Origin of the sequence: Pseudomonas jessenii (assembly GCF_002236115.1) — a bacterium.
Taxonomy (GTDB): domain Bacteria; phylum Pseudomonadota; class Gammaproteobacteria; order Pseudomonadales; family Pseudomonadaceae; genus Aquipseudomonas; species Aquipseudomonas jessenii.
The window spans coordinates 150904-174218 of sequence record NZ_NIWT01000008.1 but is presented as its reverse complement, the minus strand read 5'-3'; the positions used below and the strand labels follow the sequence as shown (position 1 = coordinate 174218).

The 23315-nt window shown below is 55.9% G+C and carries 22 protein-coding genes; 11 read left to right on the top strand and 11 right to left on the bottom strand.

The window, feature by feature from the left end; all coding sequences use genetic code 11:
• Positions 1-73: 73 nt before the first annotated feature.
• The 3 genes from PSJE_RS25795 to PSJE_RS25785 all read right to left on the bottom strand — a co-directional run bounded on the left by PSJE_RS25795 (position 74) and on the right by PSJE_RS25785 (position 6984).
• On the bottom strand, positions 74-814 hold the full coding sequence (locus PSJE_RS25795; protein WP_057715344.1) for a Mut7-C RNAse domain-containing protein: 741 nt from the start codon (positions 812-814) through the stop codon (positions 74-76).
• Between the two features lie 56 nt (positions 815-870).
• Positions 871-2004, bottom strand: coding sequence for an ATP-binding response regulator (locus PSJE_RS25790; RefSeq protein WP_090454854.1), 1134 nt, complete (start codon positions 2002-2004; stop codon positions 871-873).
• Between the two features lie 117 nt (positions 2005-2121).
• The gene (locus PSJE_RS25785; protein WP_090454855.1) at positions 2122-6984 is read right to left on the bottom strand and encodes a HAMP domain-containing protein; all 4863 of its coding nucleotides are present in this window, start codon (positions 6982-6984) and stop codon (positions 2122-2124) included.
• A gap of 283 nt (positions 6985-7267) precedes the next feature.
• Here PSJE_RS25785 and PSJE_RS25780 point away from each other — a divergent pair, with 283 nt between their 5' ends.
• Entirely contained in the window at positions 7268-7909 is a 642-nt protein-coding gene (locus tag PSJE_RS25780; protein ID WP_057715341.1) for a response regulator, read from the top strand.
• A gap of 298 nt (positions 7910-8207) precedes the next feature.
• Positions 8208-8528 carry a hypothetical protein gene (locus PSJE_RS25775; RefSeq protein WP_224795393.1) on the top strand — a complete coding sequence of 107 codons (321 nt, stop codon included), beginning with the start codon at positions 8208-8210 and terminating at the stop codon, positions 8526-8528.
• 152 nt (positions 8529-8680) lie between these two features.
• On the opposite strand, the gene PSJE_RS25770 is transcribed toward PSJE_RS25775, so the two are convergent.
• Entirely contained in the window at positions 8681-9334 is a 654-nt protein-coding gene (locus PSJE_RS25770; RefSeq protein ID WP_057715340.1) for a hypothetical protein, read from the bottom strand.
• Positions 9335-9611: 277 nt separating this feature from the next.
• Positions 9612-9890, bottom strand: a complete 279-nt coding sequence (locus PSJE_RS25765) for a DUF2790 domain-containing protein (RefSeq protein ID WP_090454856.1) — start codon at positions 9888-9890, stop codon at positions 9612-9614.
• Between the two features lie 491 nt (positions 9891-10381).
• On the opposite strand from PSJE_RS25765, the gene PSJE_RS25760 reads away from it, so the two are divergent.
• Together PSJE_RS25760 and PSJE_RS25755 are read left to right on the top strand one after the other, a co-directional pair.
• The gene (locus tag PSJE_RS25760; protein WP_090454857.1) at positions 10382-11359 is read left to right on the top strand and encodes a quinone oxidoreductase family protein; all 978 of its coding nucleotides are present in this window, start codon (positions 10382-10384) and stop codon (positions 11357-11359) included.
• Positions 11356-12282: a LysR family transcriptional regulator gene (locus PSJE_RS25755; RefSeq protein ID WP_090454858.1), complete on the top strand. Its 927-nt coding sequence runs from the start codon at positions 11356-11358 to the stop codon at positions 12280-12282. The genes PSJE_RS25760 and PSJE_RS25755 overlap by 4 nt, the downstream gene beginning before the upstream one ends.
• A 941-nt stretch (positions 12283-13223) precedes the next feature.
• Here the strand turns inward: PSJE_RS25755 and PSJE_RS25750 are convergent.
• On the bottom strand, positions 13224-13562 hold the full coding sequence (locus PSJE_RS25750) for a hypothetical protein (RefSeq protein ID WP_090457836.1): 339 nt from the start codon (positions 13560-13562) through the stop codon (positions 13224-13226).
• A gap of 314 nt (positions 13563-13876) precedes the next feature.
• On the opposite strand from PSJE_RS25750, the gene PSJE_RS25745 reads away from it, so the two are divergent.
• The 5 genes from PSJE_RS25745 to PSJE_RS25725 are packed head-to-tail and all read left to right on the top strand — an operon-like array spanning position 13877 to position 18911.
• Positions 13877-15349, top strand: a complete 1473-nt coding sequence (locus PSJE_RS25745) for a cytochrome c oxidase subunit II (protein WP_090454859.1) — start codon at positions 13877-13879, stop codon at positions 15347-15349.
• Between the two features lie 49 nt (positions 15350-15398).
• A complete protein-coding gene (ctaD, locus tag PSJE_RS25740; RefSeq protein WP_090454860.1) occupies positions 15399-17171 on the top strand; it encodes a cytochrome c oxidase subunit I in 1773 nt (590 codons plus the stop codon).
• On the top strand, positions 17168-17860 hold the full coding sequence (locus PSJE_RS25735; protein WP_090454861.1) for a cytochrome c oxidase subunit 3: 693 nt from the start codon (positions 17168-17170) through the stop codon (positions 17858-17860). Before ctaD ends, PSJE_RS25735 begins: the two co-directional genes overlap by 4 nt.
• A 6-nt stretch (positions 17861-17866) precedes the next feature.
• Positions 17867-18580 (top strand): heme-copper oxidase subunit III family protein, encoded by a 714-nt coding sequence (locus PSJE_RS25730; RefSeq protein WP_057715333.1) that lies wholly within the window; start codon positions 17867-17869, stop codon positions 18578-18580.
• A 13-nt stretch (positions 18581-18593) separates the two neighbouring features.
• The gene (locus PSJE_RS25725; RefSeq protein ID WP_057715332.1) at positions 18594-18911 is read left to right on the top strand and encodes a cytochrome C oxidase subunit IV family protein; all 318 of its coding nucleotides are present in this window, start codon (positions 18594-18596) and stop codon (positions 18909-18911) included.
• Between the two features lie 36 nt (positions 18912-18947).
• On the opposite strand, the gene PSJE_RS25720 is transcribed toward PSJE_RS25725, so the two are convergent.
• Together PSJE_RS25720 and PSJE_RS25715 are read right to left on the bottom strand one after the other, a co-directional pair.
• On the bottom strand, positions 18948-19508 hold the full coding sequence (locus PSJE_RS25720; protein ID WP_090454862.1) for a hypothetical protein: 561 nt from the start codon (positions 19506-19508) through the stop codon (positions 18948-18950).
• 130 nt (positions 19509-19638) lie between these two features.
• A complete protein-coding gene (locus tag PSJE_RS25715) occupies positions 19639-19932 on the bottom strand; it encodes a hypothetical protein (protein WP_057715330.1) in 294 nt (97 codons plus the stop codon).
• 299 nt (positions 19933-20231) lie between these two features.
• On the opposite strand from PSJE_RS25715, the gene PSJE_RS25710 reads away from it, so the two are divergent.
• Positions 20232-20771, top strand: a complete 540-nt coding sequence (locus PSJE_RS25710; protein WP_090454863.1) for a hypothetical protein — start codon at positions 20232-20234, stop codon at positions 20769-20771.
• A gap of 142 nt (positions 20772-20913) precedes the next feature.
• A complete protein-coding gene (locus PSJE_RS25705) occupies positions 20914-21405 on the top strand; it encodes a hypothetical protein (protein WP_090454864.1) in 492 nt (163 codons plus the stop codon).
• Positions 21406-21487: 82 nt separating this feature from the next.
• Here PSJE_RS25705 and PSJE_RS25700 read toward each other — a convergent pair whose 3' ends face one another.
• The 3 genes from PSJE_RS25700 to PSJE_RS25690 form a co-directional block, all read right to left on the bottom strand.
• Positions 21488-21913: a GNAT family N-acetyltransferase gene (locus tag PSJE_RS25700; RefSeq protein ID WP_057715321.1), complete on the bottom strand. Its 426-nt coding sequence runs from the start codon at positions 21911-21913 to the stop codon at positions 21488-21490.
• 78 nt (positions 21914-21991) lie between these two features.
• On the bottom strand, positions 21992-22318 hold the full coding sequence (locus PSJE_RS25695; RefSeq protein ID WP_090454865.1) for an isochorismate lyase: 327 nt from the start codon (positions 22316-22318) through the stop codon (positions 21992-21994).
• A gap of 216 nt (positions 22319-22534) precedes the next feature.
• Positions 22535-23143, bottom strand: a complete 609-nt coding sequence (locus PSJE_RS25690) for a TetR/AcrR family transcriptional regulator (protein WP_157858928.1) — start codon at positions 23141-23143, stop codon at positions 22535-22537.
• Positions 23144-23315: the final 172 nt, after the last annotated feature.

Below are 23315 nucleotides of genomic sequence, written 5' to 3'. Positions count from 1 at the left end.
GAACAGTGCGACGCAAGAAGGAACGAAGGGAGCACATGGCAATTTTGTTATTTTGCCCGCCAAGGACTGGCGGCTATCGATTCAGCAGCGGTGCCAGCAATGCGCACATACCGCGCCAGTGCGAGCCCTCCCAGTAAACCCGTTGGCAGGCGTCGCAGCGCAGGAAGTGCGAATAGAGGACGCCAATGCGTGGCGGCACCTGCGTCCGGGCCAGTTCCAGGCTGATCTCGTGCAGCGGCAGGTTGCAATGCAGGCACAGGCTGAATGGCCGCGCACTACGCGCCAGGTCGAGGCGCTCGTACAATTCGCGCAGCTGCAGCGACGGTTTCAGGGCATGCACATAACAGCCGTGGCTGATGATTCGCCGCTTGAGCAGTTCGCGGTCGCGGGTCAGCACGATGCGTCCTTGCTGCGCAGCGATCTCGGCGATCTCGCTATCCTCGAAGCCATTGTCGTAGAGGGTGTCGAAGCCGCTCATGCGCAGCAGGCTGGCCAGCCCGCCAAGGTGCGCATCCGCGACGAAACGCAGCACCCGTAAAGGTTGCGCACGAACCTTGAGCAGCGGGCTGATGTCCAGCGCTTCGAACTTGGGATACACCGCCAGCCGGTCATTGTCGAGGATCACCCGCTCCAGGCCCACCGACTCGCCGTTGAGCAGCACCAGTTCGACCTCGGTGTGCGGTATCCCGAGCGCCTCGATCATGTGCTTGACCGTCGCCCCTTGCGCGCACTCACAGGTGAAGGGTTGCCGCCGCCGTTCGGCCGGCAGGAAATCGTTGAGCTCCTCGTAGAAGCGGAAAGTTGCACTGGTCATGTTGAACAGTATGGCAGGGCTGCAGTGTGGTTGTTCTGGTGTTGATGCCAGCCGGGTCAGTCCAGTGGCAGCGATATCGTTAATCTCGTTCCTTTGTCCGGTGCGCTGTCGATCGTGAACTCCCCGCCCAGCATGCTGATGCGTTCCTTCATCCCCACCAACCCGAACGAGTTCAGTTTTTTGCGATCCGTCATGCCTACGCCGTTGTCTTTGATCTGCAGGTAAAGCCGGCGACCCTCCCTGGAGAGTTCGATATGCACCTGTGTCGCTTGCGCGTGCCGGGCAATATTCGACAGCGATTCCTGCACGATGCGGAACAGAGTGGTGGCGGATTTTTCATTCAGATCGCAACGGAAGTTTTCGTCTTTCGCCGACATCGTGCAATCGATCGCGCTGCGCTGCCGGAACTCTTCAAGTTGCCACTCGATCGCTGCCTGCAATCCCAGATCGAGTACGGGTGGCCGAAGATCATTGATGATACTGCGGACACTGCGGATGGCTGTATCGAGGTGATTCAGAGCATCGCTGGCCTTTTCGTTGAGCTTGGGGTGCATGGTACTGGTGCGCGTCTGCAACATGGAGACATCGATTCGCAACGCCAGCAGACTCTGCCCCAGCTCGTCATGGATGTCCCGTGCGATCCGCTTTCGCTCTTCTTCCTTGATGTGCTCCTGATAGGAGGCCAGTTCACGCAGCTGCAGCTTCGATTGCAGCAATTCTTCGGCCTGCATCGTCAGTTTGCGCTGCAAGTAGAACAGGTCGACAAACACCTGGATCTTGGCGCGAAGAACCTCGGCCACAATCGGCGAGAAGATGTAGTCGACTGCGCCGGCCGTATAACCGCGGAAACGCTCGGAATCCGTGTCGGCCTCCGCCGTGACGAAGATAATGGGCGTGTGGGCCGACTTCGGGCGGCCGTGAATGAGTGCAGCGGTTTCAAAACCGTCCATCACTGGCATTTTCACGTCGAGCAGAATGACGGCGAAGTCGCGCTGCAATAGCAGGCGCAGCGCCTCGCGTCCGGAAGTCGCCGTGGCAATATCGAGGCCCATGTCGGCAATCACCGCGGCGAGCGCCGTGAGCTTGGCGGGATTGTCATCCACCAGCAACACGGATGCTGGCACGCCATCAGGTGGGAGCGGGTGCCGCACCTGGGTTCTCTCATTGAATACCGGGGGTTCCTGCTGCATATTTATGCCACTTCGGTTTGCGCTAGCGCCTCTTGCCGTTACGGCAACACCGGTAAAGTCGAGCCGGCCTTGCGCACTTTGCCACCTTTGCTGTCGCGCAATCAGCGCGGCACAGAATCATCGATAGAGCCATTTGCGCATCAGTGACAGTAGCTGGTCGGTGTCCACCGGCTTGCTGACATAGTCCGAGGCTCCTGCCTCGATGCACTTTTCACGGTCACCCATCATCGCCTTGGCCGTCAGCGCAATCATGGGCAGGGCTTCAAATCTTTTGAATGTACGGATCTGGCGCATGGTTTCAAAGCCATCCATCTCGGGCATCATGATGTCCATCAGCACGATGTCGGTATCGGGCTGCTGCTGCAGCAGTTCAATGGCGGTTCGGCCGTTTTCGGCCGTGGCCACCAACATTTTGTTGCTCTCAAGCACGCTGGTCAGGGCAAAAATATTGCGCACGTCATCGTCGACCACCAGGGCCTTTTTACCCTCGAGACTGTCCGAACCCTCATAGAGTTTTTCCAGCATTCTGCGCTGGGTCTGCGACAGCCTGGCGACGACACGGTGTAGAAACAGAGCGGTTTCGTCGAGTATGCGCTCGGGGGACTGAACGGCCTTGATGACGCTCTTGCCGAGCAGTGTCCTGAAACGCTCGTGTTCCGGTTTGGTCAGCGTCTCTGCACCATAGACGACGATCGGCAATTCACGCATGGCGTGGTCTTCCTGCAACGCCTCGAGAAACCTGATGCCGGATGCGTCGGGCAGTTTGAGATTGATTGCCATGCAGTCGTAGCGTTTCTTTGCCAGTTTCTTCATGGCGTCAGCGCCGCTGTCGGTCGCTGTGATCTTCACGTCGGTGTTATCGAGCAGATCGAGGATGCGGGCGCGGTTCCCTTCGTCGCCGTCGATGAGCAGCAGGTCCCGGGTCTTGCGCCGAGCGAATGCCACGATGGCGGCCAGCGCATTTTGAATCTCGTCGGCTGTGACCGGCTTGAGCAGATAGTCGAAAGCGCCATAGCGCAGCCCGCGGGTGTGGTCGTCAGCGATCGAGATGATCTGGACCGGGATGTGACGCGTGGCGAAGTTGCGCTTCAACTGCTCGAGCAGCGACCAGCCATCGATGTCCGTCAGGCCCGGGTCCAGCGTGATCGCGGCGGGTTTGAAGCGCTCGACAAGCTCCAGTGCATCCGCGCCACGGGTCGTGACGATAGCCCTGAACCCCTTCTGGTGCGCGGCCTCGAGCAGAATGCTGGCGAATCGGGTGTCGCCCTCGAGCATCAGCAGCACTTGATCCCCGGGTTGGACAGACTCGCGGTCGTCCAGTACCTGTGCAGCCGGGTTTGACATGAGGTCGCGCTTGACCTGGCCAGGTACTGCCTCTGTCGCTGATTCGTCTAGCGTCTGACCCTGGGCATCCTGTGTACGCAAGGGCACGTACAGCGCGAAAGTACTGCCCTTGCCGACCTCAGCGGGGATCAGCCGCAGCTCACCGCCCAGCCGGTGTGCGAGCTCGCGGCTGATCGACAGGCCGAGGCCGGTGCCGCCGTATTTCCGTGAGGTTCCGGTATCTCCCTGCTGGAACGCTTCGAAGATCAGCTTCTGCTTGCCGGCAGAGACGCCAATGCCGGTGTCGGTGACCACGAAGGCGACCACCGCATCGGCACGATTCAGTTCGCTGTTATCCACGCTCCACCCGGACACAGCGGGCGCGATGCTGATCTTGACGCTGCCTTGCTCAGTGAACTTGAAGGCGTTGGACAGCAGGTTCTTGACCACCTGCAGCAGGCGCTTTTCGTCGGTCCGGATGACGGGGGGCAGGGTAGGCGCCAGTTCAATCGTGAAGGAGAGGCCCCGGCTTTCGGCGACCGGCCGGAAGGTGCGTTCGATCTGGTCGTGCAGGTCGTCGAACAGCGCTTCATTCAGATCCAGTGTGACCGTACCCGACTCGATCTTGGACAGGTAGAGAATCTCGTCGATCAGCTCCAGCAGGTCCTTGCCCGCGCTACGGATGGTCTTGGCATATTCGACCTGCCTGGGAGTGAGATTGTGTTCCGCGTTGTCGCTGAGCTGGCGGGCCAGGATCAGCAAGCTGTTCAATGGCGTTCTGAGCTCATGGGACATACTGGAGAGGAATTCGGACTTGTACTTCGAGGTCAGCGTCAGTTGCTCCGCCTTCTCCTCCAGCGATAGCTTGGTGATTTCGACTTCGCGGTTCTTGCGCTCGACTTCGGCTTTCTGCTCCGCCAGCAGTCCAGCCTTGTCCCCCAGTTCCTCGTTGGTCTGTCTCAATTCTTCTTGTTGCTTTTGCAGCTCCTGCGCCAGCGATTGCGACTGCTTGAGCAGTTCTTCGGTACGCATATTGGCTTCGATCGTGTTGAGCACGATACCAATCGATTCAGCAAGCTGATCAAGGAAGGTTTGATGAATGATGCTGTAGCGCGTGAACGAAGCCATTTCGACGACGGCCTTGACCTTGTTCTCGAACAGGATCGGCAACACGATGATGTTCAGCGGGGCGGCGGCACCCAGTCCGGATGAAATCGCGACGTAATCTGCGGGTACATCGGTCAGCAGGATGCGCCGCTTCTCGTAAGCGCATTGCCCGACCAGGCCCTCGCCGAGCCGCCACTCATCGTTCACATTGATGTTTCCCTTGTACGCATAAGCGGACAGTAGCTTGAGTTTCGCAGGATCGGGCGGGCTCTCGTTCATCATGTAGAACACACCGTGCTGGGCGTTGATCAGCGGAGCCAGTTCAGACAGCACCATCTTGGAGACTGCCGCCAGATCGCGCTGGCCCTGCAGCAGACGGTTGAATTTCGCCAGATTGCTCTTGAGCCAATCCTGCTCCGCGTTTTGCCGCGTGGTTTCCCGCAGGTTGCGGATCATCTCGTTGACGTTGTCCTTCAGCTCCGCCACTTCACCCTTTGCTTCCACCTCCACGTAACGGGTCAGATCGCCCTTGGTCACGGCAGTCGCCACATCGGCGATTGCGCGCACCTGATTGGTCAGGTTGGCCGCCAGACCGTTCACGTTGTCGGTCAGATCGCGCCAGGTGCCGGCAGCACCTGGCACGTTGGCCTGGCCCCCCAGCTTGCCCTCGACGCCCACTTCACGCGCCACCGAGGTCACCTGATCGGAGAACAGCGCCAGCGTATCGGTCATACCGTTGATGGTGTCGGCCAGTTCGGCGATTTCACCCTTGGCTTCCAGTGTCAGTTTCTTCTTCATGTCGCCGTTGGCTACCGCGGTCACCACTTTCGCGATGCCTCGCACCTGGCTGGTCAGGTTGGCGGCCATGAAGTTCACGTTTTCGGTCAAATCCCTCCAGGTGCCGGACACGCCTTGCACCTGTGCCTGTCCCCCGAGCTTTCCTTCGGTGCCGACTTCGCGCGCCACCCGCGTCACTTCGGCGGCAAAGCTATTGAGCTGGTCCACCATGGTGTTGATGGTGTTCTTCAGCTCCATGATTTCGCCCTTGGCTTCCACGGTAATCTTGCGTCCCAGGTCGCCTTTGGCCACGGCCGTCGTCACGTCGGCGATGTTGCGCACCTGATTGGTCAGGTTGGCCGCCATGCTGTTGACCGAGTCGGTCAAATCTTTCCAGGTTCCACCGACGCCTGTCACCTTGGCCTGGCCACCGAGCTTGCCGTCAGTCCCCACTTCGCGAGCCATGCGCGTCACTTCGTCGGCAAAGGTCGAGAGCTGGTCCACCATCGTGTTGATGGTTTCCTTGAGTTGGAGAATTTCTCCTTTCGCTTCGGCTGTGATCTTGCGCGACAGGTCGCCGTTGGCCACCGCCGTCGTCACGTCGGCAATGTTGCGCACCTGGGTGGTCAGGTTGGCCGCCATGCCGTTGACCGAATTGGTCAAGTCCTTCCAGGTACCGGACACGCCGGTCACTTCGGCCTGTCCGCCCAGTTTGCCTTCGGTTCCGACTTCCAGTGCGACGCGTGTCACCTCCGCGGCGAAGCTGGAGAGCTGATCGACCATCGTGTTGATGGTGTTTTTCAGTTCGAGAATCTCGCCCTTGGCTTCAACCGTAATTTTCTTGCCGAGGTCGCCGCGCGCCACCGCCGTCGTCACCTGTGCGAGGTTGCGCACCTGGGTGGTCAGGTTGGCCGCCATGCCGTTGACCGATTCGGTCAGGTCGCGCCAGGTGCCTGATACGTCGCGCACTTCCGCCTGACCGCCCAACTTGCCTTCGGTACCGACTTCCAGCGCCACGCGGGTCACCTCCGCAGCGAAACTCGAGAGCTGGCCGACCATCGTATTGATGGTGTTCTTCAGCTCGAGAATCTCACCCTTGGCTTCGACGGTAATCGTCTTGCCCAGATCGCCTTTGGCCACCGCAGTCGTCACGTAAGCGATGTTGCGCATCTGGGTGGTCAGATTGGCGGCCATGTCATTGACGGAGTCGGTCAGGTCTTTCCAGGTGCCGGACACCCCTTTGACATTGGCCTGCCCACCGAGAATCCCTTCAGTGCCGACTTCGCGCGCCACGCGGGTCACCTCGGAAGCGAAGGAGCCCAGTCGCGTCACCATGGTGTTCACGATCTCGGCGGATTTGAGGAACTGACCCCGCAGTTCCAGGCCGTTGAGTACCGGCGGTACCTGCTGGTTCAGATTACCCTCGGCAACCGAACCGACAACGCGAATGATTTCGTTCATCGGGCTGATGAGGTCGCTGGTGAGCGCATTGCTCGAGTTGACGATCTTTTGCCATGAGCCTTTCATCATCGGCAATTCGATACGCTCATCGACCTTGCCCTGCTTGCCGATCAGACGCGCCACGCGTTCGAATTCGGTGGTGGTGTCGGCTGCCATGTCGATGATCTCGTTGAGCGTGTCGGCGATCTTGCCCGGCATGCCGGTCCAGTCTTCCGGCATACGTGTAGTGAAGTCACCTTTGCGCAACGACTTCAGCGCTGCCAGCAACGTCTTCATGTCGAAAACTTCGATCGGTGTCGTCACTGTGGCCATGCCTCTGTCCAGTCAAAATTGATGCCACGGGCAAGGCATTACCCATGGGCGTGCAGACAATCCTAAGAGCTTAGGCGCCGCTAACGCCTGAGGCAAAAGTGCAAGTGTGCTCTGTGCCTGCTAACGTCAAACTCTGCAGTAGATTCCATGGCTTGCTGGCCACTGGCCGCAGGGCTGGTGTGGGAATGCATGGGCGCGCGCCACTGTGCCGGCGGGTTCAACATCATCCGTAGGTCGAGACACGATACGGCCGGGGCCTTGCGGGTGCGAATGGAAAATACAGATGATTGACCACAAAATCAGAGTCTTGCTGGTGGATGATCACAGCATCGTGCGTAGCGGCGTGCGACGCATGCTGGAGACTGCCGGCGAGATCGACGTAACGGGTGAAGCCGAGACGGCACAAGACGCAATGCTCCTGGTCCGGGAGCAGGATTTCGACGTGGCGCTGGTGGATATTCAGCTTCCCGACAAGACCGGCCTCCAACTCCTCAAACTCATGCGTGCGCACAAGCCCAAGCTCGCCGTTCTGATGCTGAGCATGCATTCGGTCGAGGCCTATGCGTTACGCGCAATCAAGCTCGGCGCTGCGGGCTACCTCACCAAAGATATTTCCGCAGCCACCCTGGTTACGGCAGTTCGCAAAGTGGCCTCAGGTGGCAAGCACGTCAGTCCTGAGCTGGCGGAAAAACTGGTCAACGCTATCGGCAAAGGCGACGCGGCGCCCCACGAAGCGCTATCCGACCGGGAGCTTGAAGTACTCAAGCTCCTCGCTGCAGGCGAGAGAATTGTCCGCATCGCTCAGATATTGCACTTGAGCCCGAGTACCGTCACGACGTACCGGGCACGCATCCTGGAAAAAACAGGGATGGACAGCAACGCGAAACTGGCCCGCTATGCACTCGAAAACGGCCTGTTGACTTAGATCGCCCTGCCATCCGACGCAGCCGGGCACCAGACTGTTTGTAGTGGAATCACTACAAGCTCTTGGTCGAAATCTCCACAAAGATGTCCTGCTAACGTCGATAGCGGGAGCCGTTCCAATCAAGCATATTTACCTCTCGGCAAATTTTCGTTCGCTCTATGGAGTTGTCTTCGTCAAAGTCTTGTACCGCCATGGCCTTCAGGATATGCATGAGAGCAAGTTTCACGAGTCAGAAAAGACTCCGGAATTGATACTCGCAAGTTGAGCGCGGAGTGCACGTTGCATTCATGTTGAATCAATGTTCAAACTGGAGGGCATCATGATGATAGGTTATTGGTTATGCGCATTGCTGTGGGGAGTGGTGCTGCTGGAGGAGATCCAACTCATACCCCGACAGGAATGGAAAGACGAGGGTCTGAAAAAGGTTCTGTTGCTGCGCCGGACTAGAAACCGGACAGGCTACTTTATTGCGTTGATCGCGGGCGCCATGTGTCTTTATAGCGAAATCCTGGTGGCGCCGGTCGATCAGAGTGTTTTAAATCCGGAGCTGATACTTGCCCTATGTGGTGTTCTTTGGGGTGCATATCTGTCCGTAGTCTGCATGAAGGGGAAGCGATAGATACCTGCCTCCATGACTACTGCGGGTAATTGAGATTTCACTATCGTCGCCCGGCGGGGAGACTTTGCCGGTCAGGCGCTCAACTCAAATTTTGCGAACGGCTAACAACGGATTTTATTGGCTAAAGCTGAACTTCCTTGTTCAACCTGACTTCACCATCCAGCCAGGGCGGCGTTTCCCAGGGGCCTGGTGTCTTGCTCCAAACGCGCTTCGGTGTCTCTGTCTTTTGCCCAGGCGGTGAGCAGTACCATCGCCCCGAAACCACCGACGATGAGTACCGGATAGGCTGCCAGCAACTCCACCAGCGAGTACTTCCAGGCCAGCGGACGACCAATACCCAGCATGGCGGCATAGAACCATGACACGCCAGAGAGGGCGCCGGAAAACAGCGCCAGCATGCGCAGGCTGAAGGAGAGTTTGAGTAACGAACCGGCTTTTTTCAGTGCCGGCAATACAGCGCTATGCAACAGGATGCCGTTAAAGGTCAACAGCACTACTATGCCGATTTTGGCTTGCAGTTTTGGATTGAGGAAATATTCCATCCCCTTGCCGGCATAATCGATCCCGACAATACCAATGCCCGTAATCCAGAGCGCTACAAGTGCAAGCACTACGGTTTTTTGAAGGCTTTCCATATGCGCGTCATCGTGGTGGCCTGATGCATCCCCCTTCAGGAGTTGCTTGACCATTGCAATGTCACTGGTCAAGACCAGCCCGATTGCCACACAGCAGGCGATAAGATGAAAATATACAACGCCCAAACGCACATATTCCACGGTGGACGAAGAAAACATACTAAGTTCCATGGTGACCTCTTGGCTTCAATAGTGAATCAACTTGACTCTCGGCACGGCTTGATTGGAATTTACCGTTGCTGACTGCCATTTAGATCCAGCAATTGTTATCAGTTAATCTTGCGACATTACGCCAGCAAGATAATAGTGAGTTTCTCGAATGAACGTTTAGTCATTCGATCATGTCCATTTTCAGGTAACCAAAAACCTCAATCGCACTGAGTGCATGGGAGGTTTAACTTCCGCTTCTGGGGGGGCGGTGAGGCCCGGAACCCGATCGACGAGCGAATCAGGCAATGCTGGTAGGGTCGGCGGGGCTTCCACCCCATTCGAGGAAACGGATCTTGTGAACCTCGCCCTCGCTGTCTTCGTAGACCAGGGTCACCGGTACCACGCCGGTCTTGTCGGATGTATCGGTGCGCTGCAGTACCCGTTTCACATCGATCTCCATCCCGTAGTGGTATTCGACGGCTGAAACATGCGCGCCGGGTTCTTGCAGGCTGCTCTGGTCAAAGACACTGGGTGCGAGACTGGAAATCACGGCACTGACAATCGTGGCCATGCTCATAAGGCTGTACCTCCACTGAAGTTCGCTTGACAAGGACTTAATGTGACACGTGGTGAAAGTGAAGTTCACTTGACCGCGACGAACGCGCCTGCCTGAAAAGCCTGTAGTGGCTGCAAACTCCCGGCAATTCCCCACGCTTGACGCCTCTCGACCGTTCGTCCTTTAACCCCCGTATTTGCTGGAAAAAGTCCGTTTTTTAAGGAGGTCATGACATGTCATGACCGATTGTCATGCGTCGGGTATTGGCCGATTTCTGCCTGTCACCGAGGGCTATATCCGACCCATGGAGGACTCTCGGAGGCAATCTTTGGCATCTCCAAAATCACAATGAAACCAACATGCTCCACGTAGTAAAGCGTGCTATCCATGATTATATTGCTGCAACAGGTGCATTAATGTCCTGCAATCAACCCGTCTTGTTCATCAGTAGGTCAGTTATCACACTGAGGTCACTCATTTGATAACGGCTTCTGACTGAAGGAGAGATGACCATGGTATCTGCGATCCGGTTTATCCAGTTCGGCAACCCTGAAGTACTGAACCTGGAGACACTGAGCGAACAAGCGCCCGGCCAGGGTGAGGTATGGCTTGAGCAAGAGGCTGTAGGTGTCAACTTTCTCGACGTTACCCAACGAAAAGGGGCGGTGCCGATTGCTTTGCCATCTGGAATTGGGCTGGAAGGCGCGGGGCGTGTCGCCGCTGTGGGTGCGGGTGTCAGCAACGTGCGAGTAGGGGATCGCGTCGCCTATGCCACCGGCCCCTTGGGTTCCTATGCTTCGGCCCGGCTTTATCCGGCAGCGCGGCTGGTCAGAATTCCGGATTCGCTGTCATTTGACGATGCAGCAGCCGTCATGTTCAAGGGCATCACTGCGCAGTACCTGTTGAAAGCCACCTATCCTGTGGGGCCCGGTACAACCATTCTCCTCTACGGTGGTGTGGCCGGAGGGCTGGGGGAAATCATGGTGCCGTGGGCCAGACACTTGGGTGCCATCGTGATCGGTGTGGTTTCAAAGCAGGCCAGTGTCGAGAAAGCTCTGGCGTCGGGATGCGATGAAGTCCTGGTGTTCGATGCGCACAGCCTGGCTTCCCGGGTCGCTCGTATCACCAAGGGTAAAATGGTCGACGTCGTCTATGACCCGATTGGGCGTGTTTCTTTCCAGGCATCCCTGGATAGCTTGCGACCACGAGGCCTGATGGTATCGTTCGGAGCCTCATCAGGTGCGCCGTCAGCCGTAGAACTGTCGACACTCAATACCAAAGGCTCGCTGTTCCTGACACGTCCTTCGTTGGCAGCCCATACGGCGAGTGTCTCTGAGTACCAGGAACGAGCGCAGGATGTGTTGGCCGCCATAGGTGCAGGTATTATCAAACCTTCGGTCCGGGCAAGTTACTCTCTGGCGGACGCAGCATTGGCGCATGCGGACCTGGAGTCGGGGCGTTCATCGGGGGCGATCATTCTAAAACCATGAATCTTGATGTTCTGAACAATCAGCACAGCGACGAAATCGCTGCGTTTCTGGCCGTGGCCTCGCAAGGCTCGTTTGTCGGGGCAGGCCGGCTATTGCAGCGACACCCAACCGTCGTTTCGAAACGACTCGCCGCAATGGAAAAGCGCCTTGGCGTTCGGCTTGTGGAGCGCTCCACCCGCCAGGTTCGAATTACTGAAACAGGTGCCAGGCTGGAGCAACGGCTTCGCTCAGCCATCGAATTGATGAATGAAGCGCAGCAGCAAGCGTCCGAGGGCGCCAGCGAAATCCGCGGTACTTTGCGCCTTGCATTGCCGGCAGCCATGGGCAGACGTTGGCTTGGCCCGATGCTGCCGGAGTTTCTCAAGGCTCATCCGCATGTCTCGATCATCGCTGACTATAGCGAGCGTCTGGTCGACATCATCGATGAAGGTTTTGACGCGGCGATCCGAATCGGAGAGTTGGACGACAGCCGGCTGATAGCCAAAAAACTGAGTGACCATCGCCGGATACTGTGTGCCTCGCCTGCTTACATCACAAAGCACGGCATGCCCGAAACGCCACAGGACCTGATCAGGCACAATTGCCTTCGCTTCAGTGGCCTTGCGTCTTTTCCTCAGTGGAGACTCCATCGCGGCAATGAACTGCAGACGGTTTCTCCCAAAGGAAACCTGACGGCCAATGACAGCGAATCATTACTTGCGGCGGCCTGCGCCGATGCGGGAATACTGGGGGCAGGTGACTGGTTGATGAGTCGTGATATTGCTGCCGGGGGACTGTTGCAGGTCCTTCCTGACTGGCAATTGGATACCGCCGGTGGGGTCTACCTGGTCAGGCCATCAGCCAAGTTTCCGGGTGCCGTGGTCGTCGCGTTCAAACAATGGATCGAGTCAAAGTTTACCCCCGCGCCCCCATGGACCATCTGACCGGCTGACCTTCGATTCCCCTGACCGACACATGGCTGCCGGTCATGTGTGTTCATAAAATCAGCATTGCATCAAAGCCAATACAGGATAGTAACGGACCACAACCAGCCGATGCAGAGGGTGATGGCAAGGTAGATCGCCACAATCATCAGAGGCTGATTCCACATGACACACCTCCCATAACCGATTTCTTTGCATGGGTGCCTGGTAAAACGGGCGCTCGTCGCATGAGCAATAACTCGTCAGAACACTCCAAGGGTCAATTCCATCGCCAGTACAGCGGACAACGCCAGCGTCATCACCAACGCGATAAACATCAGGCCCAACTCGGCCAGCTGCTTATAAAGGGCCATCGGCCGTTTCGTGATTCGAGCAATTGATCTATCAGTGGAAGCCATCACTCATCCTCACTTTTGCGTGGAACACGCACCACAGGCTTGACTTGGGCAGTAAGGCGATGGAACCGCATGGTGTCGCGCGTTTCATTTCCTACCCCTCGCGTCATGCCGAATCCGGCGAGCCCCGCCGTCTCCATGATGTCCGGGACGACAGCTGTTGCGGGTACCAGGGGTGGTGCAACTAATGAGCCATTTCAATAGGGCGAAGAAAAAACTCAAATTAATTAACAAGCTGTTTGCGAGGGGTTTCAAGCGAGAGAAAGGGGGGAGGGGGGAATATTCCTCAAAGTTGGTGGTAAACGCCTGGTTGGGTGGGTGTAGTACCCCATTTTTGGAGAGAGTAGCGGCCCTGTTTCACCGATTGTTTTTGGTAGGGGCTACTTGTCCCTGAGGCGAGGTGGATTTAACGGGGCGGAAGGGCCGCTTCTAACTGTGGTTTCAACCGGTCGAAGCAACACACTGAATTCTGTTTAATAGACGAGTGAGTTTTCGGCACCGCACATTACCCGCGGAGAAACATCGATGCCGAGAATCACGTAACCGCTACTCAAGCAGCTGATCTATCAACACCGCATTGGTGTAGATCAAACTGCCGTCACTCGCCCGGTGTCCAACCAGATGGAACTGTCCGCGTTCGTGGTGCAAATAGACACGCATCTGACAGTCGGACAAGGGGGCGTATCCCTCGGGCATGATCAGATCCATCGAGTCCATATCGACATCGACCATGGCTTCCGGCTCGTGGTTCTTCTGCAAGCGCTCTTCGGCCTGCTCCAGACGGAGGTGCAGAGGGCCGTCGACGTAGAAATGAACTTCCCCCATCGGGGTGGACTTTTGGGCGCCGCTGGTTTTGCACCAACCTTCGATCGTCAGGGCACTCATGACGAAACCTCCCATGTGGATTGCTGGAATCTGTAGCTATCGTTCCTGCTCGATGCCATCACTTATGTTGGATGACTGCACAAGGGCAGGGTTCGATTTTTGGCGCCGCTTCTGGCCGACCCTGCTGTCCGTCATCAGACATTCAGTATAGCCGGTCGCCGGGCCTCGCTTGCCAACCTCACGTACAACCCGATGGGCTCTATACTTCTTACTGACTTTGCCGCCCCGATGGGTGGTATTTGTCTGCCCTGCTTGGACGTCAGAGGCGATGCTTTTGCATAACCAATGAACAACAGGAATAGGATGAAGAGGAAATGGCAATAGCAATTGTCCTGATACTAATCGTTATTGCATCAGTGCTATTCCACATACTGGCGCCTTGGCACGCGACACCGGCAGCTTCCAACTGGGGTTCCATAGACACCACCCTGTTCATCACCCTGATCATTAGCGGAATATTTTTCATTGCCATCACGGTATTCATGGCTGTAGCGGTGATGCGGTATCGTCACAAGGAGGGCGCCAGGGCGGCCTACCAGCCAGAAAATAAAAAGCTGGAACTGTGGTTAATTATCATTACGTCGGTAGGTATTGCCGGGATGTTGGCGCCAGGCCTTGTTGTCTACAACGACTTCATCCGGGTACCGAAAGAGGCTTACGAACTTGAAGTGGTCGCCCAACAGTGGCAGTGGGCCTTTCGTTTTCCCGGCCAGGACGCAAAGCTGGGCAAATCGGATATCAGGTTTATTGATGCCGCCAATCCCTTCGGCCTTGATCCCAAGGATCCTGCAGGGCAAGACGATGTGCTTGTAATGAATAATGAAGTTCGCCTTCCGCTCGACCGGCCGGTGAAAGTCTTGTTGCGCGCTAAAGATGTCCTGCACGATTTCTATGTACCGCAAATTCGCAGCAAGATGGATATGGTGCCAGGAATGGTGTCGTACTTTTGGTTTACGCCAACTAAAACCGGAAAATACGAAGTCCTTTGCGCTGAGTTTTGTGGTGTAGGTCATTACAACATGCGCGGCCATATGATCGTGGAAGAGCAGGGCGTCTTCGATCAATGGCTCAACGGCCAGCCGACTTTTGCGCAGACATTGACGACAACTGCCAAACCCGGTCGCGACAACGTGTTGGAAAAAGGCCGCCAGTTGGTCGAACAGCTCGGCTGCAAGGCCTGCCATAGCCAGGATGGCAGTGCCAGTCTCGGCCCGGGATGGAAAGGGCTGTACGGCCGCACTGAACAGTTTGCCGATGGCACCAGTGCGGTGGTCGACGAGGCCTACCTGAAAGAGTCGATTCTCGATCCGAAGGCCCGGCTGGTACAGGGCTACCCGCCGGTGATGGTGGCCTATACTCTCAAAGACGATGAACTGGGCGCTGTCATCGCCTTGATCAAATCACTGGGCGCTGCGGGGCAAGACGATGAACCTTCGACCGGCGAAGCGTCGAGCCCGGGTGAAGACCTGGTGGCGCAGGGGCAGCGACTGGCCGGCTCGCTCGGCTGTCTGGCCTGCCACAGTGTCGATGGCAACAAGGGCGTCGGCCCCAGCTGGCAGGGCCTGTATGGCAAGACGCAAACCCTTGCCGACGATACGAGCGTAAAGGTCGACGAGGGCTATATCAAAGAATCGGTTCTGCATCCCAATGCCAAAATCGTCAAGGGCTATGCAGCCGTCATGCCGGCCCTGGCTCCGAGTGACGAGGAGCTCAATGCACTGATCGCTTTTATCAAATCCAAAGCGAATGCTGACGCTGATGCGAGCAAGGCGGAGCCAGGGAAGTAGCCGTAAAACAGCCAGGAATGCACTGAAACTTCGGCAGGAGGATGACGTGATGGCCTATGCGGAGCAAGCCGAGACAGAAGCACTGCACGAGCCCAAGAGTTTCCTGACCAGATATATCTGGAGTCAGGACCACAAGGTCATAGCCATTCAATATTCCTTGACGGCCATCTTCGTGGGTCTTATCGCTCTGGTGTTGTCCAGCTTGATGCGCATGCAGATAGGTTTCCCCGGCAGTTTGGCGTTCATGGACGCCAGTACTTACTATCAGGCGATGACCATGCACGGCATGATCATGGTCATTTACTTGCTCACAGCCTTGTTTCTGGGTGGTTTCGGCAACTATCTGATCCCGCTGATGGTGGGCGCCCGCGACATGGTCTTCCCCTATGTCAACATGCTCAGCTACTGGTTCTACCTGGTGGCGGTACTGGTGTTGCTCAGCAGTTTTTTTGTCCCTGGCGGCCCCACAGGTTCGGGCTGGACGCTCTATCCGCCACAGTCCATTACCCAGGGGACACCGGGGGTCGAGTGGGGCATTGTCCTGATGCTCGTCTCACTGGCGATTTTTATTGTCGCCGCCACCATGGGCGGGTTGAACTACGTCACCACGGTGTTGCAGGCGCGCACGCACGGCATGACCTTGTTTCGCATGCCGCTCTCGGTATGGGGCATCTTCATGGCCTCGATCATGGCCTTGCTGGCCTTCCCGGCGTTGTTTGTCAGTGCGGTCATGATGTTGTTCGACAAGCTGTTGGGCACCAGCTTCTTCATGCCGGCGATGATCTCGCTGGGGCAGCAGCTCGATCACCAGGGCGGCAGCCCGATATTGTTCCAGCACCTGTTCTGGTTCTTCGGCCACCCGGAGGTCTACATCGTCGCTCTCCCTGCGTTTGGTCTGGTCTCCGACTTGATCAGTACCCATGCGCGTAAAAATATCTTCGGCTACCGAATGATGGTGTGGGCCATTATTGCGATTGGCGTACTCAGTTTTGTGGTCTGGGCGCACCACATGTATGTCAGCGGAATGAACCCGTACTTTGGCTTTTTCTTCGCAGTCACCACCTTGATCATCGCGGTGCCGACGGCGCTGAAAGTCTATAACTGGGTACTGACCCTGTGGCGCGGCGACATCCACCTGACGGTGCCGATGCTGTTTGCCCTGGCCTTTATCGTCACCTTCCTGGTCGGCGGTCTGACCGGGTTGTTTCTCGGCAATGTGATCGTGGACATCCCGCTCTCGGACACCTATTTCGTCGTGGCCCATTTTCATATGGTCATGGGGGTAGCCCCGGTACTGGTGGTGTTCGGCGGCATTTATCACTGGTACCCGAAAGTCACCGGGCGCATGTTGAACGACACCCTGGGCAAGTTGCATTTCTGGATAACCTTTCTGGGCACCTACGCCATTTTCTTCCCCATGCACTACTTGGGTTTCCAGGGCATGCCACGTCGCTACTACGCCTATGAAAACTACGCGTTCATCCCGCAGTCCGCGCAAGACTTGAATGCCTTCATTACGGTGATCGCATTGACTGTCGGCGTTTCCCAGTTGCTGTTCCTGTTCAACCTGGCCTGGAGTGCATTCAAGGGCAAGCCCGCAGGCAGTAATCCCTGGGGGGCGGCCAGCCTGGAATGGCAAACGCCGGACACCCCGCCGAAACACGGTAACTGGGGCGCGAAGTTGCCGGTCGTGCATCGCTGGGCCTATGACTACAGTGTGCCGGGCATTGAGCAGGATTTCGTGCCGCAAACGGTCTCTGCCGAGGAGCTGGAGCAGATGCGGCAACTCAGTGCCGGAACCAAGGCGGACATCAAGACATGAACAGGCTGCTATTGAGAAACGCCGACGGCGCTGATCCCGGCGGCAGCTGGAGTCGCGACCCTGAGGATATGCAGGCCGCCGAGGATGCCGATAGAAGGCAAACCGCAAGGGTAGGCCTGCGCTTGTTTCTGGTGGTGGTGAGTTCGTTATTCTTCCTCTTCCTGATCGCCTTTATTGCCCGTTCTCAAATGGCCGACTGGCTACCCCTGACAGAGCCTTTGGCGCCGTTAGACAATCTCCGGCCGCTCTGGCTGAATTCGGCTTTTCTGGTATTGAGTTGCATCGCACTGCAATGGTCGCGTATGGCCGCCCGAAAGGCTCGGCTGGGCGCAACGGTCATTGGTTTTGCATTGGGGGGTGTGTTTGCCATTGCCTTTCTGGCGGGGCAACTCTGGGTCTGGCAGCAGTTTGTCGCCTGGGGCTACTTTGTCGCCAGCAATCCGGCCAACAGTTTCTTCTACCTGTTGACCGGCCTGCATGGGCTCCACCTGCTGGGCGGGCTGATCGCCTGGTGCTGGATCGTCGCCAGATTTCTGCGTCATGTGCCACTGGCGCAACTTGGCGCCAGCGTAGAGCTCTGTGCCATCTATTGGCATTACTTGCTGGGCCTTTGGTTCGTGCTTTTCGCGCTGCTGGCCAGCACGCCGCAAACCTATGAAGCCATCGCCAGATTCTGCGGCCTGAGGTAAACAGTCATGGCATTGCACCCACAAGCCCAAGTCGAATCCAGTTCATCCAACCCACCAGGTTCGCCGCCTGCACCGGGATGGCAGGGCATCGCCAGCGATTGGTCCTCGGATAAAGAGGCCTTCAAGCAGGTGCCCTGGGGCAAGGCGATGATGTGGATATTCCTGCTCAGCGACACGTTTATATTCACCTGTTTTCTGACCGGATACATGTCGGTACGCATGACCATCACCAGCGCCTGGCCGAACCCCAGTGAAGTGTTCGCATTGACGATCGGCGGCAAGGAAATCCCGCTTATTCTGATCGCCATCATGACCTTTGTGCTGATCAGTAGCAGCGGCACCATGGCCATGGCCGTCAATTTCGCCTATCGCCGTAATCGCGCGAAAACCGCGGCCCTGATGCTGGCGACCGCTGCCTTGGGTGTGACTTTCGTCAGCATGCAGGCATTTGAATGGAGCAAGCTCATCGCAGAAGGGGTGCGTCCCTGGGGGAACCCCATGGGAGCGGCGCAATTTGGCGCCAGCTTTTTCATGATTACCGGTTTTCACGGACTGCATGTATCAATCGGCGCCCTCTACCTCAGCATTGTGGCGCTGAAGGTATGGCGCGGAGATTATGAGCGTTCCGGCAACTATCAGAACGTCGAGATAGCCGGGCTTTACTGGCACTTCGTGGATTTGGTGTGGGTATTTATTTTTGCATTCTTCTATTTATGGTAGAGGAGCACGGGTGATGGCACATGCTCAGGGTCAGCAACATCCAATCAGTTTGTACCTTAAAATCTGGGGACTGTTATTCGTCCTCAGCACGCTGTCGTACCTTGTCGACTATTTCCACTTCCATGGCTACCTTAGGTGGTCCCTGATCATCACTTTCATGTTGTTGAAGGCAGGTTTGATTGTCTCCATCTTCATGCATATGGCATGGGAGCGCCTGGCATTGGTCTACGCCATATTGGTGCCACCTTTGTGTTTACTGGTGCTTATCGGGCTGATGGCCTCCGAGGCAGACTATATTTTCCTCAGCAGGGGCATTTTCTTTGGCCAGTAGGCAAGCAGCTTTCGGATGGCCTTGAGTCCCCAGGCGCTAACCCGATATCACTCGCTTGAACTGATGCCATTTGTGCTGCCAGGCCACTGTCCAGTGGGGGGCTGCCGTTCCCGTGCCGGCGATCTTCAGCTTCGGATGCTGTTTGATGATCTGGTCCAGTACCGATTCCTGATTCGGTTCAACATCCACGAAGAAGATATGTTTGCCTTCTTTTACTGCCTGCTTGAAATTGCGGAAGTGAGTGTTCGGCACCTGGAACCCAAAAAAGCCGCCTTCCCAGATGCAGAAGCCCAATACAACAATGGCAAGGAAGATAAAGGGCATCCAGCCTGCGGCGGATTCGGTCCAGCCCATCCAATAGGCGCCACCCAGGACCAACGCTGCGAGTGGCACGCCGATCACCGCACCAATCTCACCAGAGTGAACAGCATCCTGTTCCATCAGCGAGCTGATCTCGTGGAGGTGATGTTCTTCTACATCAGCAACTTTTTCACTGAGTACATGAATCTGTTCGGAATTGATGCCGCTGGCTTCCAATTCATACTCAACGTTTTCAAGATCGTTGAGATTGTCACTGATGTAATAGTGTCGGTTCATGCCACACCTCCCATCTCGGGTTTGCTGCAGACCTCCTCTGTCCGGCAGCACTTGGCAGCTGTACTGTGGGGAACGTTGCACACCCGGTGCAATTTGAAAAAAGTATAGCACTCACCATCCTGCGGACCGGTCACTGGCTGATCTGCACAATGACCGGACCTTCCGTCACGATCGGCGGGTTCGCGCGGATATTCGATGCATTTTTCTGAATCCAGTCACGCGCGACTTTCAGGCTCGCATCGCTGCCGGCCTTGTCCGTGCAAACAGTCACCGCTGTACCACCATCACCTGTATTCAACAGTGTGTAGCTGACGAGGCCAGGCACTGTCCGCAGGGTCGCTTCGACGTCGGCATTGCGCTCTTCCAACAACTCGAAAAGCTGCTTTGCTCCAGTACCCAGGTAGGTTCTTATAACCGCATACATAGTCGTCTCCCTTGGGAGTGTCGCCTTGATGCCAATCCAGATCCGTTGATGGCCGCCATTACTCAAGGCTTCAGCTCGCCTTGATTTATTAAGCTTAGCCAAACGCCGGTGACAATCGTAATGCAACGACCACCGGCCATTTTTGCCGTCGTGAATCGCGATGGCACATTAGTGGCTATGCTTGGTCAGGTACCTGTACGCGTTGGAGGGGAACACCATCCAGCAGGCTCGTGAAATCGTGATCATCTCGCTACAGGCGTTATCACAATTTGCCCTTGTGCCACGGAGTCGTCACTAATATGAAAAAAAAAGAAGCTAAAGCCAAAATAAAAGACCTGATCTCGTCCGGAGTACCTAAGTCGGAAGTATTCACTCGGCTCTCAGGACAAGGGATCAAGGACAGTCTGCTTGCTCGCTTGATCGCTTCAACTGCTGACCCCTACCTCTGTGATATACATGATCGCAAGGTTAATGCCGTTATTACGCTAATGTTTATCCAGGCAGCATTAGCTGTTCTAATCGGCTTTGGTATAGGTTCAACTATTGGACCTAACGCTAGATGGATAATTGGCGGTTTGAGCGCACTTGTCCCGCTCTTGTTTGCCTGGGGCTTCTACAATCACTTGGCAGGAGCTTACAATGCGTACATTGTTCTATCCATGGGCTCGGCAGCGAAGCAGTTTGAAGGGTTGATCTCAGGCTCCATCCCAATGTTTGTCGGCTCGGTTATAGGTATCGGAATGTTTGCTTTTGTATACTACGTTCGCCAGAAGATATTTCCAGATTTGGCTTTTTTTTCACCAAGAAAAGTCAGGGGGCAATATGTGTTTTCTAATTGAAGAAGCGATTGAAGTAAGTCGGTTGAATAGTGCGAAATAAATAATGGGGGTGCTTGAGTGGAGGCGCGGGGCCAGATCTGTTTTTCACGTTAACCTGAACAGTGGTGGCTTCAGACTCGCTGCGGGAAAATGAGGGATTGAAATGCAATGGCCGAAAGGAGGTTTTGAGCAGATCAGGTTGACCTTCGGTGTCTTCGGAGTGGTCATATTGATTTTGCTCATTATTATTGATTCCTATGGCTACCGTGGAGCCGACATTGAGTTCATGCGTGGCAGGGCAGTTCATTTCAGCGGTAGTAAAGTGTCCGTAATCACAGTTCGGGATTCGGAGACCGGCCGATATAAACAGCTTGATTATCGATTAACCCGCGCACCCGGATTGTTCAGGGAGGCAAAAGGTAAAGAGATTGAGTTGTCTTTCATAAATGGCAGCTTGCTGGACTGCAGTGTCGATGGCGTGAAGCTTTGCTCTGCTCGATGTTCTTCAGGAGGTGAGTGCGAAGAATTATATGAATCCAGGGAAAGCAGAAAGGCTCGTTTTCTCGTATTCATGTTTTTTTCGTTCTCGGCATTTGCTCATCTGATGCTCATGTGGAAAAGATGGAAGCTCAGGAACGGCCGCGGAACTATTTAGCCAATCTGTTGCATCGGTTGAATCCACGGCCGATTGCTGCCTGCTACGGTGCGCAGCTATCGGCCCAAGATCCAAAACGCGATCAGCACAACGACTTCTGGTAATAGAACCGGGTATGCCCCGGTGGATAATCTGCCAGGCGTCCGAATTCGGAGTAACCAAGTTTTCGATAAAACCCGGGTGCCTGAAAGCTGAAAGTCTCCAGCCAGATACCAATACAGTGCTTTTTCTGCGCGACTTCTTCAGCCATGCGCATTAGCCGTTCTCCGATACCCTGGCCACGCATCGACTCGGGAACGCTGACAAGATCGATGAGCAGCCATCGATAAGAGACCTTGCCGTACAGTCCGCCAATGACTTCGTTACTGTCTGGGTCTCGTAGCAACAGAGCAAATGTTTCATGTGCGTCGTCTCCACCGTTGACCTGGTTATGGGCCAGCAACGGGGTCAAAATTCCCAGCCGCTCTGCTTCAGTAGCATTTTCAGAAAGTTGGATTTCTACAGACATGGTGCTCTCCCTGAGTGGTGAGTAACTGGGTCAACAAGGTATCCCATTCCTGTCACCCCATGGCGGACAGTCCGGACACTAGAGTCCGGTGTTGGATTGATGAGCCGCCCAGTGTTTCATCTCTTCTGCAATGAAGTGGTTCACCAGGTCACTGTACATCCTCTCGATTGCATCCGGACTCAGGCCCTCAGCCTCGGCCCACTCGCGTCTTGTCGCCAACATGGCCTTGAATCGCTCCGGAGCACGCACCGAAGTCACTGAGGTCTTGTACTTCGAGGCAGCCAGTACGTAGTGAAAACGCTTGCCCAACAGTTTGATAACAACCTGATCAAGGGCATCGATTTCACGTCGAATATCCTCCATTCCTGCACACTCTTCGGGCTGCAACTGATTGATGACGTCCATGTAGGTGACTCCGTTTTCTGAAAAAATCGTGGGCCTTCGCAAGAAGTATCGGCGTTGGCTAAGGCGGATCGGCGAACTCTTTAGACTGCGTTAATCGATAGGGCGGTGGGCGAGGGTGACTGTGTTTGAGTGACCGCTGATAGTTGCCTGTCACGAATTTTTCATCGAGACAATCAGGACTCGCTGAATTTTCGGCCAGAAAACCGGATTAATCTCTTACTCAAGAGTCCTGCAAACAAGTGTCGGCTGAAGCATTGCCAGTTGCTCACGAATTGCATGTTCATCGGCAGGAACAAGACAGTACGCAAGCCCGATTCGACTGATCAGCGCGATGATGTTCTCAAGCGACGCGACAGACCTGTTGTTGCGTTCGACATAACGACGATAGGGCTCTTCCAGCAAATCACGCCACATTGGTGCGATGTTTTCGAGGATGTAGGTGAACACCTCCAAGGTTGAGTTCTTCGTCAGATAGCTGTGGTGGAAGCCGCCGTTATGACGATCCAGGTAGCGTACGGAGAAACACACGCACTCTATGAGATAGGCCTCGAAGTCATCTTCGAACTCATTCAGGGAGCGTTGCATTTCCTCAAAAAAGGCAGCGTTCTCTGCACTGACGACAGCCTGAATCAGCTCCTTCTTGGAACCAAAATACCGGTACAGGGTGCGTCGCGAGATGTTGGCACCGCGGGCCACGTCATCGATCGAAAAACCTTCGGCGCCCTCGGCAATCATCGCATCGAGGGCGGCACGCAGGATCAGCGACCGGCCATCACTGGCGTTTTCCATCCTGCTGGCATCACCCCAGCGTAATTGTCGACTCATTTGCACCTTCACACGCTCGGGGGGCGGGGCGGGCATTCGTGCCCGGCCCTTGGGAAAAGCAATTGAGTCCGATTTTCACATGGCATGGCACAAAAAGCCATTTCGTGCCAATCTCTGGCACAGATAATAATAAGTGTGACATAGGGTCGGCCATTTAAAAGGAGGCATAGCC

Coding starts and splice junctions, on each gene's coding strand:
- PSJE_RS25795 (WP_057715344.1), bottom strand. CDS start 814: ATGACCAGTGCAACTTTCCGCTTCTACGAGGAGCTCAACGATTTCCTG.
- PSJE_RS25790 (WP_090454854.1), bottom strand. CDS start 2,004: ATGCAGCAGGAACCCCCGGTATTCAATGAGAGAACCCAGGTGCGGCAC.
- PSJE_RS25785 (WP_090454855.1), bottom strand. CDS start 6,984: ATGGCCACAGTGACGACACCGATCGAAGTTTTCGACATGAAGACGTTG.
- PSJE_RS25780 (WP_057715341.1), top strand. CDS start 7,268: ATGATTGACCACAAAATCAGAGTCTTGCTGGTGGATGATCACAGCATC.
- PSJE_RS25775 (WP_224795393.1), top strand. CDS start 8,208: ATGTTCAAACTGGAGGGCATCATGATGATAGGTTATTGGTTATGCGCA.
- PSJE_RS25770 (WP_057715340.1), bottom strand. CDS start 9,334: ATGGAACTTAGTATGTTTTCTTCGTCCACCGTGGAATATGTGCGTTTG.
- PSJE_RS25765 (WP_090454856.1), bottom strand. CDS start 9,890: ATGAGCATGGCCACGATTGTCAGTGCCGTGATTTCCAGTCTCGCACCC.
- PSJE_RS25760 (WP_090454857.1), top strand. CDS start 10,382: ATGGTATCTGCGATCCGGTTTATCCAGTTCGGCAACCCTGAAGTACTG.
- PSJE_RS25755 (WP_090454858.1), top strand. CDS start 11,356: ATGAATCTTGATGTTCTGAACAATCAGCACAGCGACGAAATCGCTGCG.
- PSJE_RS25750 (WP_090457836.1), bottom strand. CDS start 13,562: ATGAGTGCCCTGACGATCGAAGGTTGGTGCAAAACCAGCGGCGCCCAA.
- PSJE_RS25745 (WP_090454859.1), top strand. CDS start 13,877: ATGGCAATAGCAATTGTCCTGATACTAATCGTTATTGCATCAGTGCTA.
- ctaD (WP_090454860.1), top strand. CDS start 15,399: ATGGCCTATGCGGAGCAAGCCGAGACAGAAGCACTGCACGAGCCCAAG.
- PSJE_RS25735 (WP_090454861.1), top strand. CDS start 17,168: ATGAACAGGCTGCTATTGAGAAACGCCGACGGCGCTGATCCCGGCGGC.
- PSJE_RS25730 (WP_057715333.1), top strand. CDS start 17,867: ATGGCATTGCACCCACAAGCCCAAGTCGAATCCAGTTCATCCAACCCA.
- PSJE_RS25725 (WP_057715332.1), top strand. CDS start 18,594: ATGGCACATGCTCAGGGTCAGCAACATCCAATCAGTTTGTACCTTAAA.
- PSJE_RS25720 (WP_090454862.1), bottom strand. CDS start 19,508: ATGAACCGACACTATTACATCAGTGACAATCTCAACGATCTTGAAAAC.
- PSJE_RS25715 (WP_057715330.1), bottom strand. CDS start 19,932: ATGTATGCGGTTATAAGAACCTACCTGGGTACTGGAGCAAAGCAGCTT.
- PSJE_RS25710 (WP_090454863.1), top strand. CDS start 20,232: ATGAAAAAAAAAGAAGCTAAAGCCAAAATAAAAGACCTGATCTCGTCC.
- PSJE_RS25705 (WP_090454864.1), top strand. CDS start 20,914: ATGCAATGGCCGAAAGGAGGTTTTGAGCAGATCAGGTTGACCTTCGGT.
- PSJE_RS25700 (WP_057715321.1), bottom strand. CDS start 21,913: ATGTCTGTAGAAATCCAACTTTCTGAAAATGCTACTGAAGCAGAGCGG.
- PSJE_RS25695 (WP_090454865.1), bottom strand. CDS start 22,318: ATGGACGTCATCAATCAGTTGCAGCCCGAAGAGTGTGCAGGAATGGAG.
- PSJE_RS25690 (WP_157858928.1), bottom strand. CDS start 23,143: ATGAGTCGACAATTACGCTGGGGTGATGCCAGCAGGATGGAAAACGCC.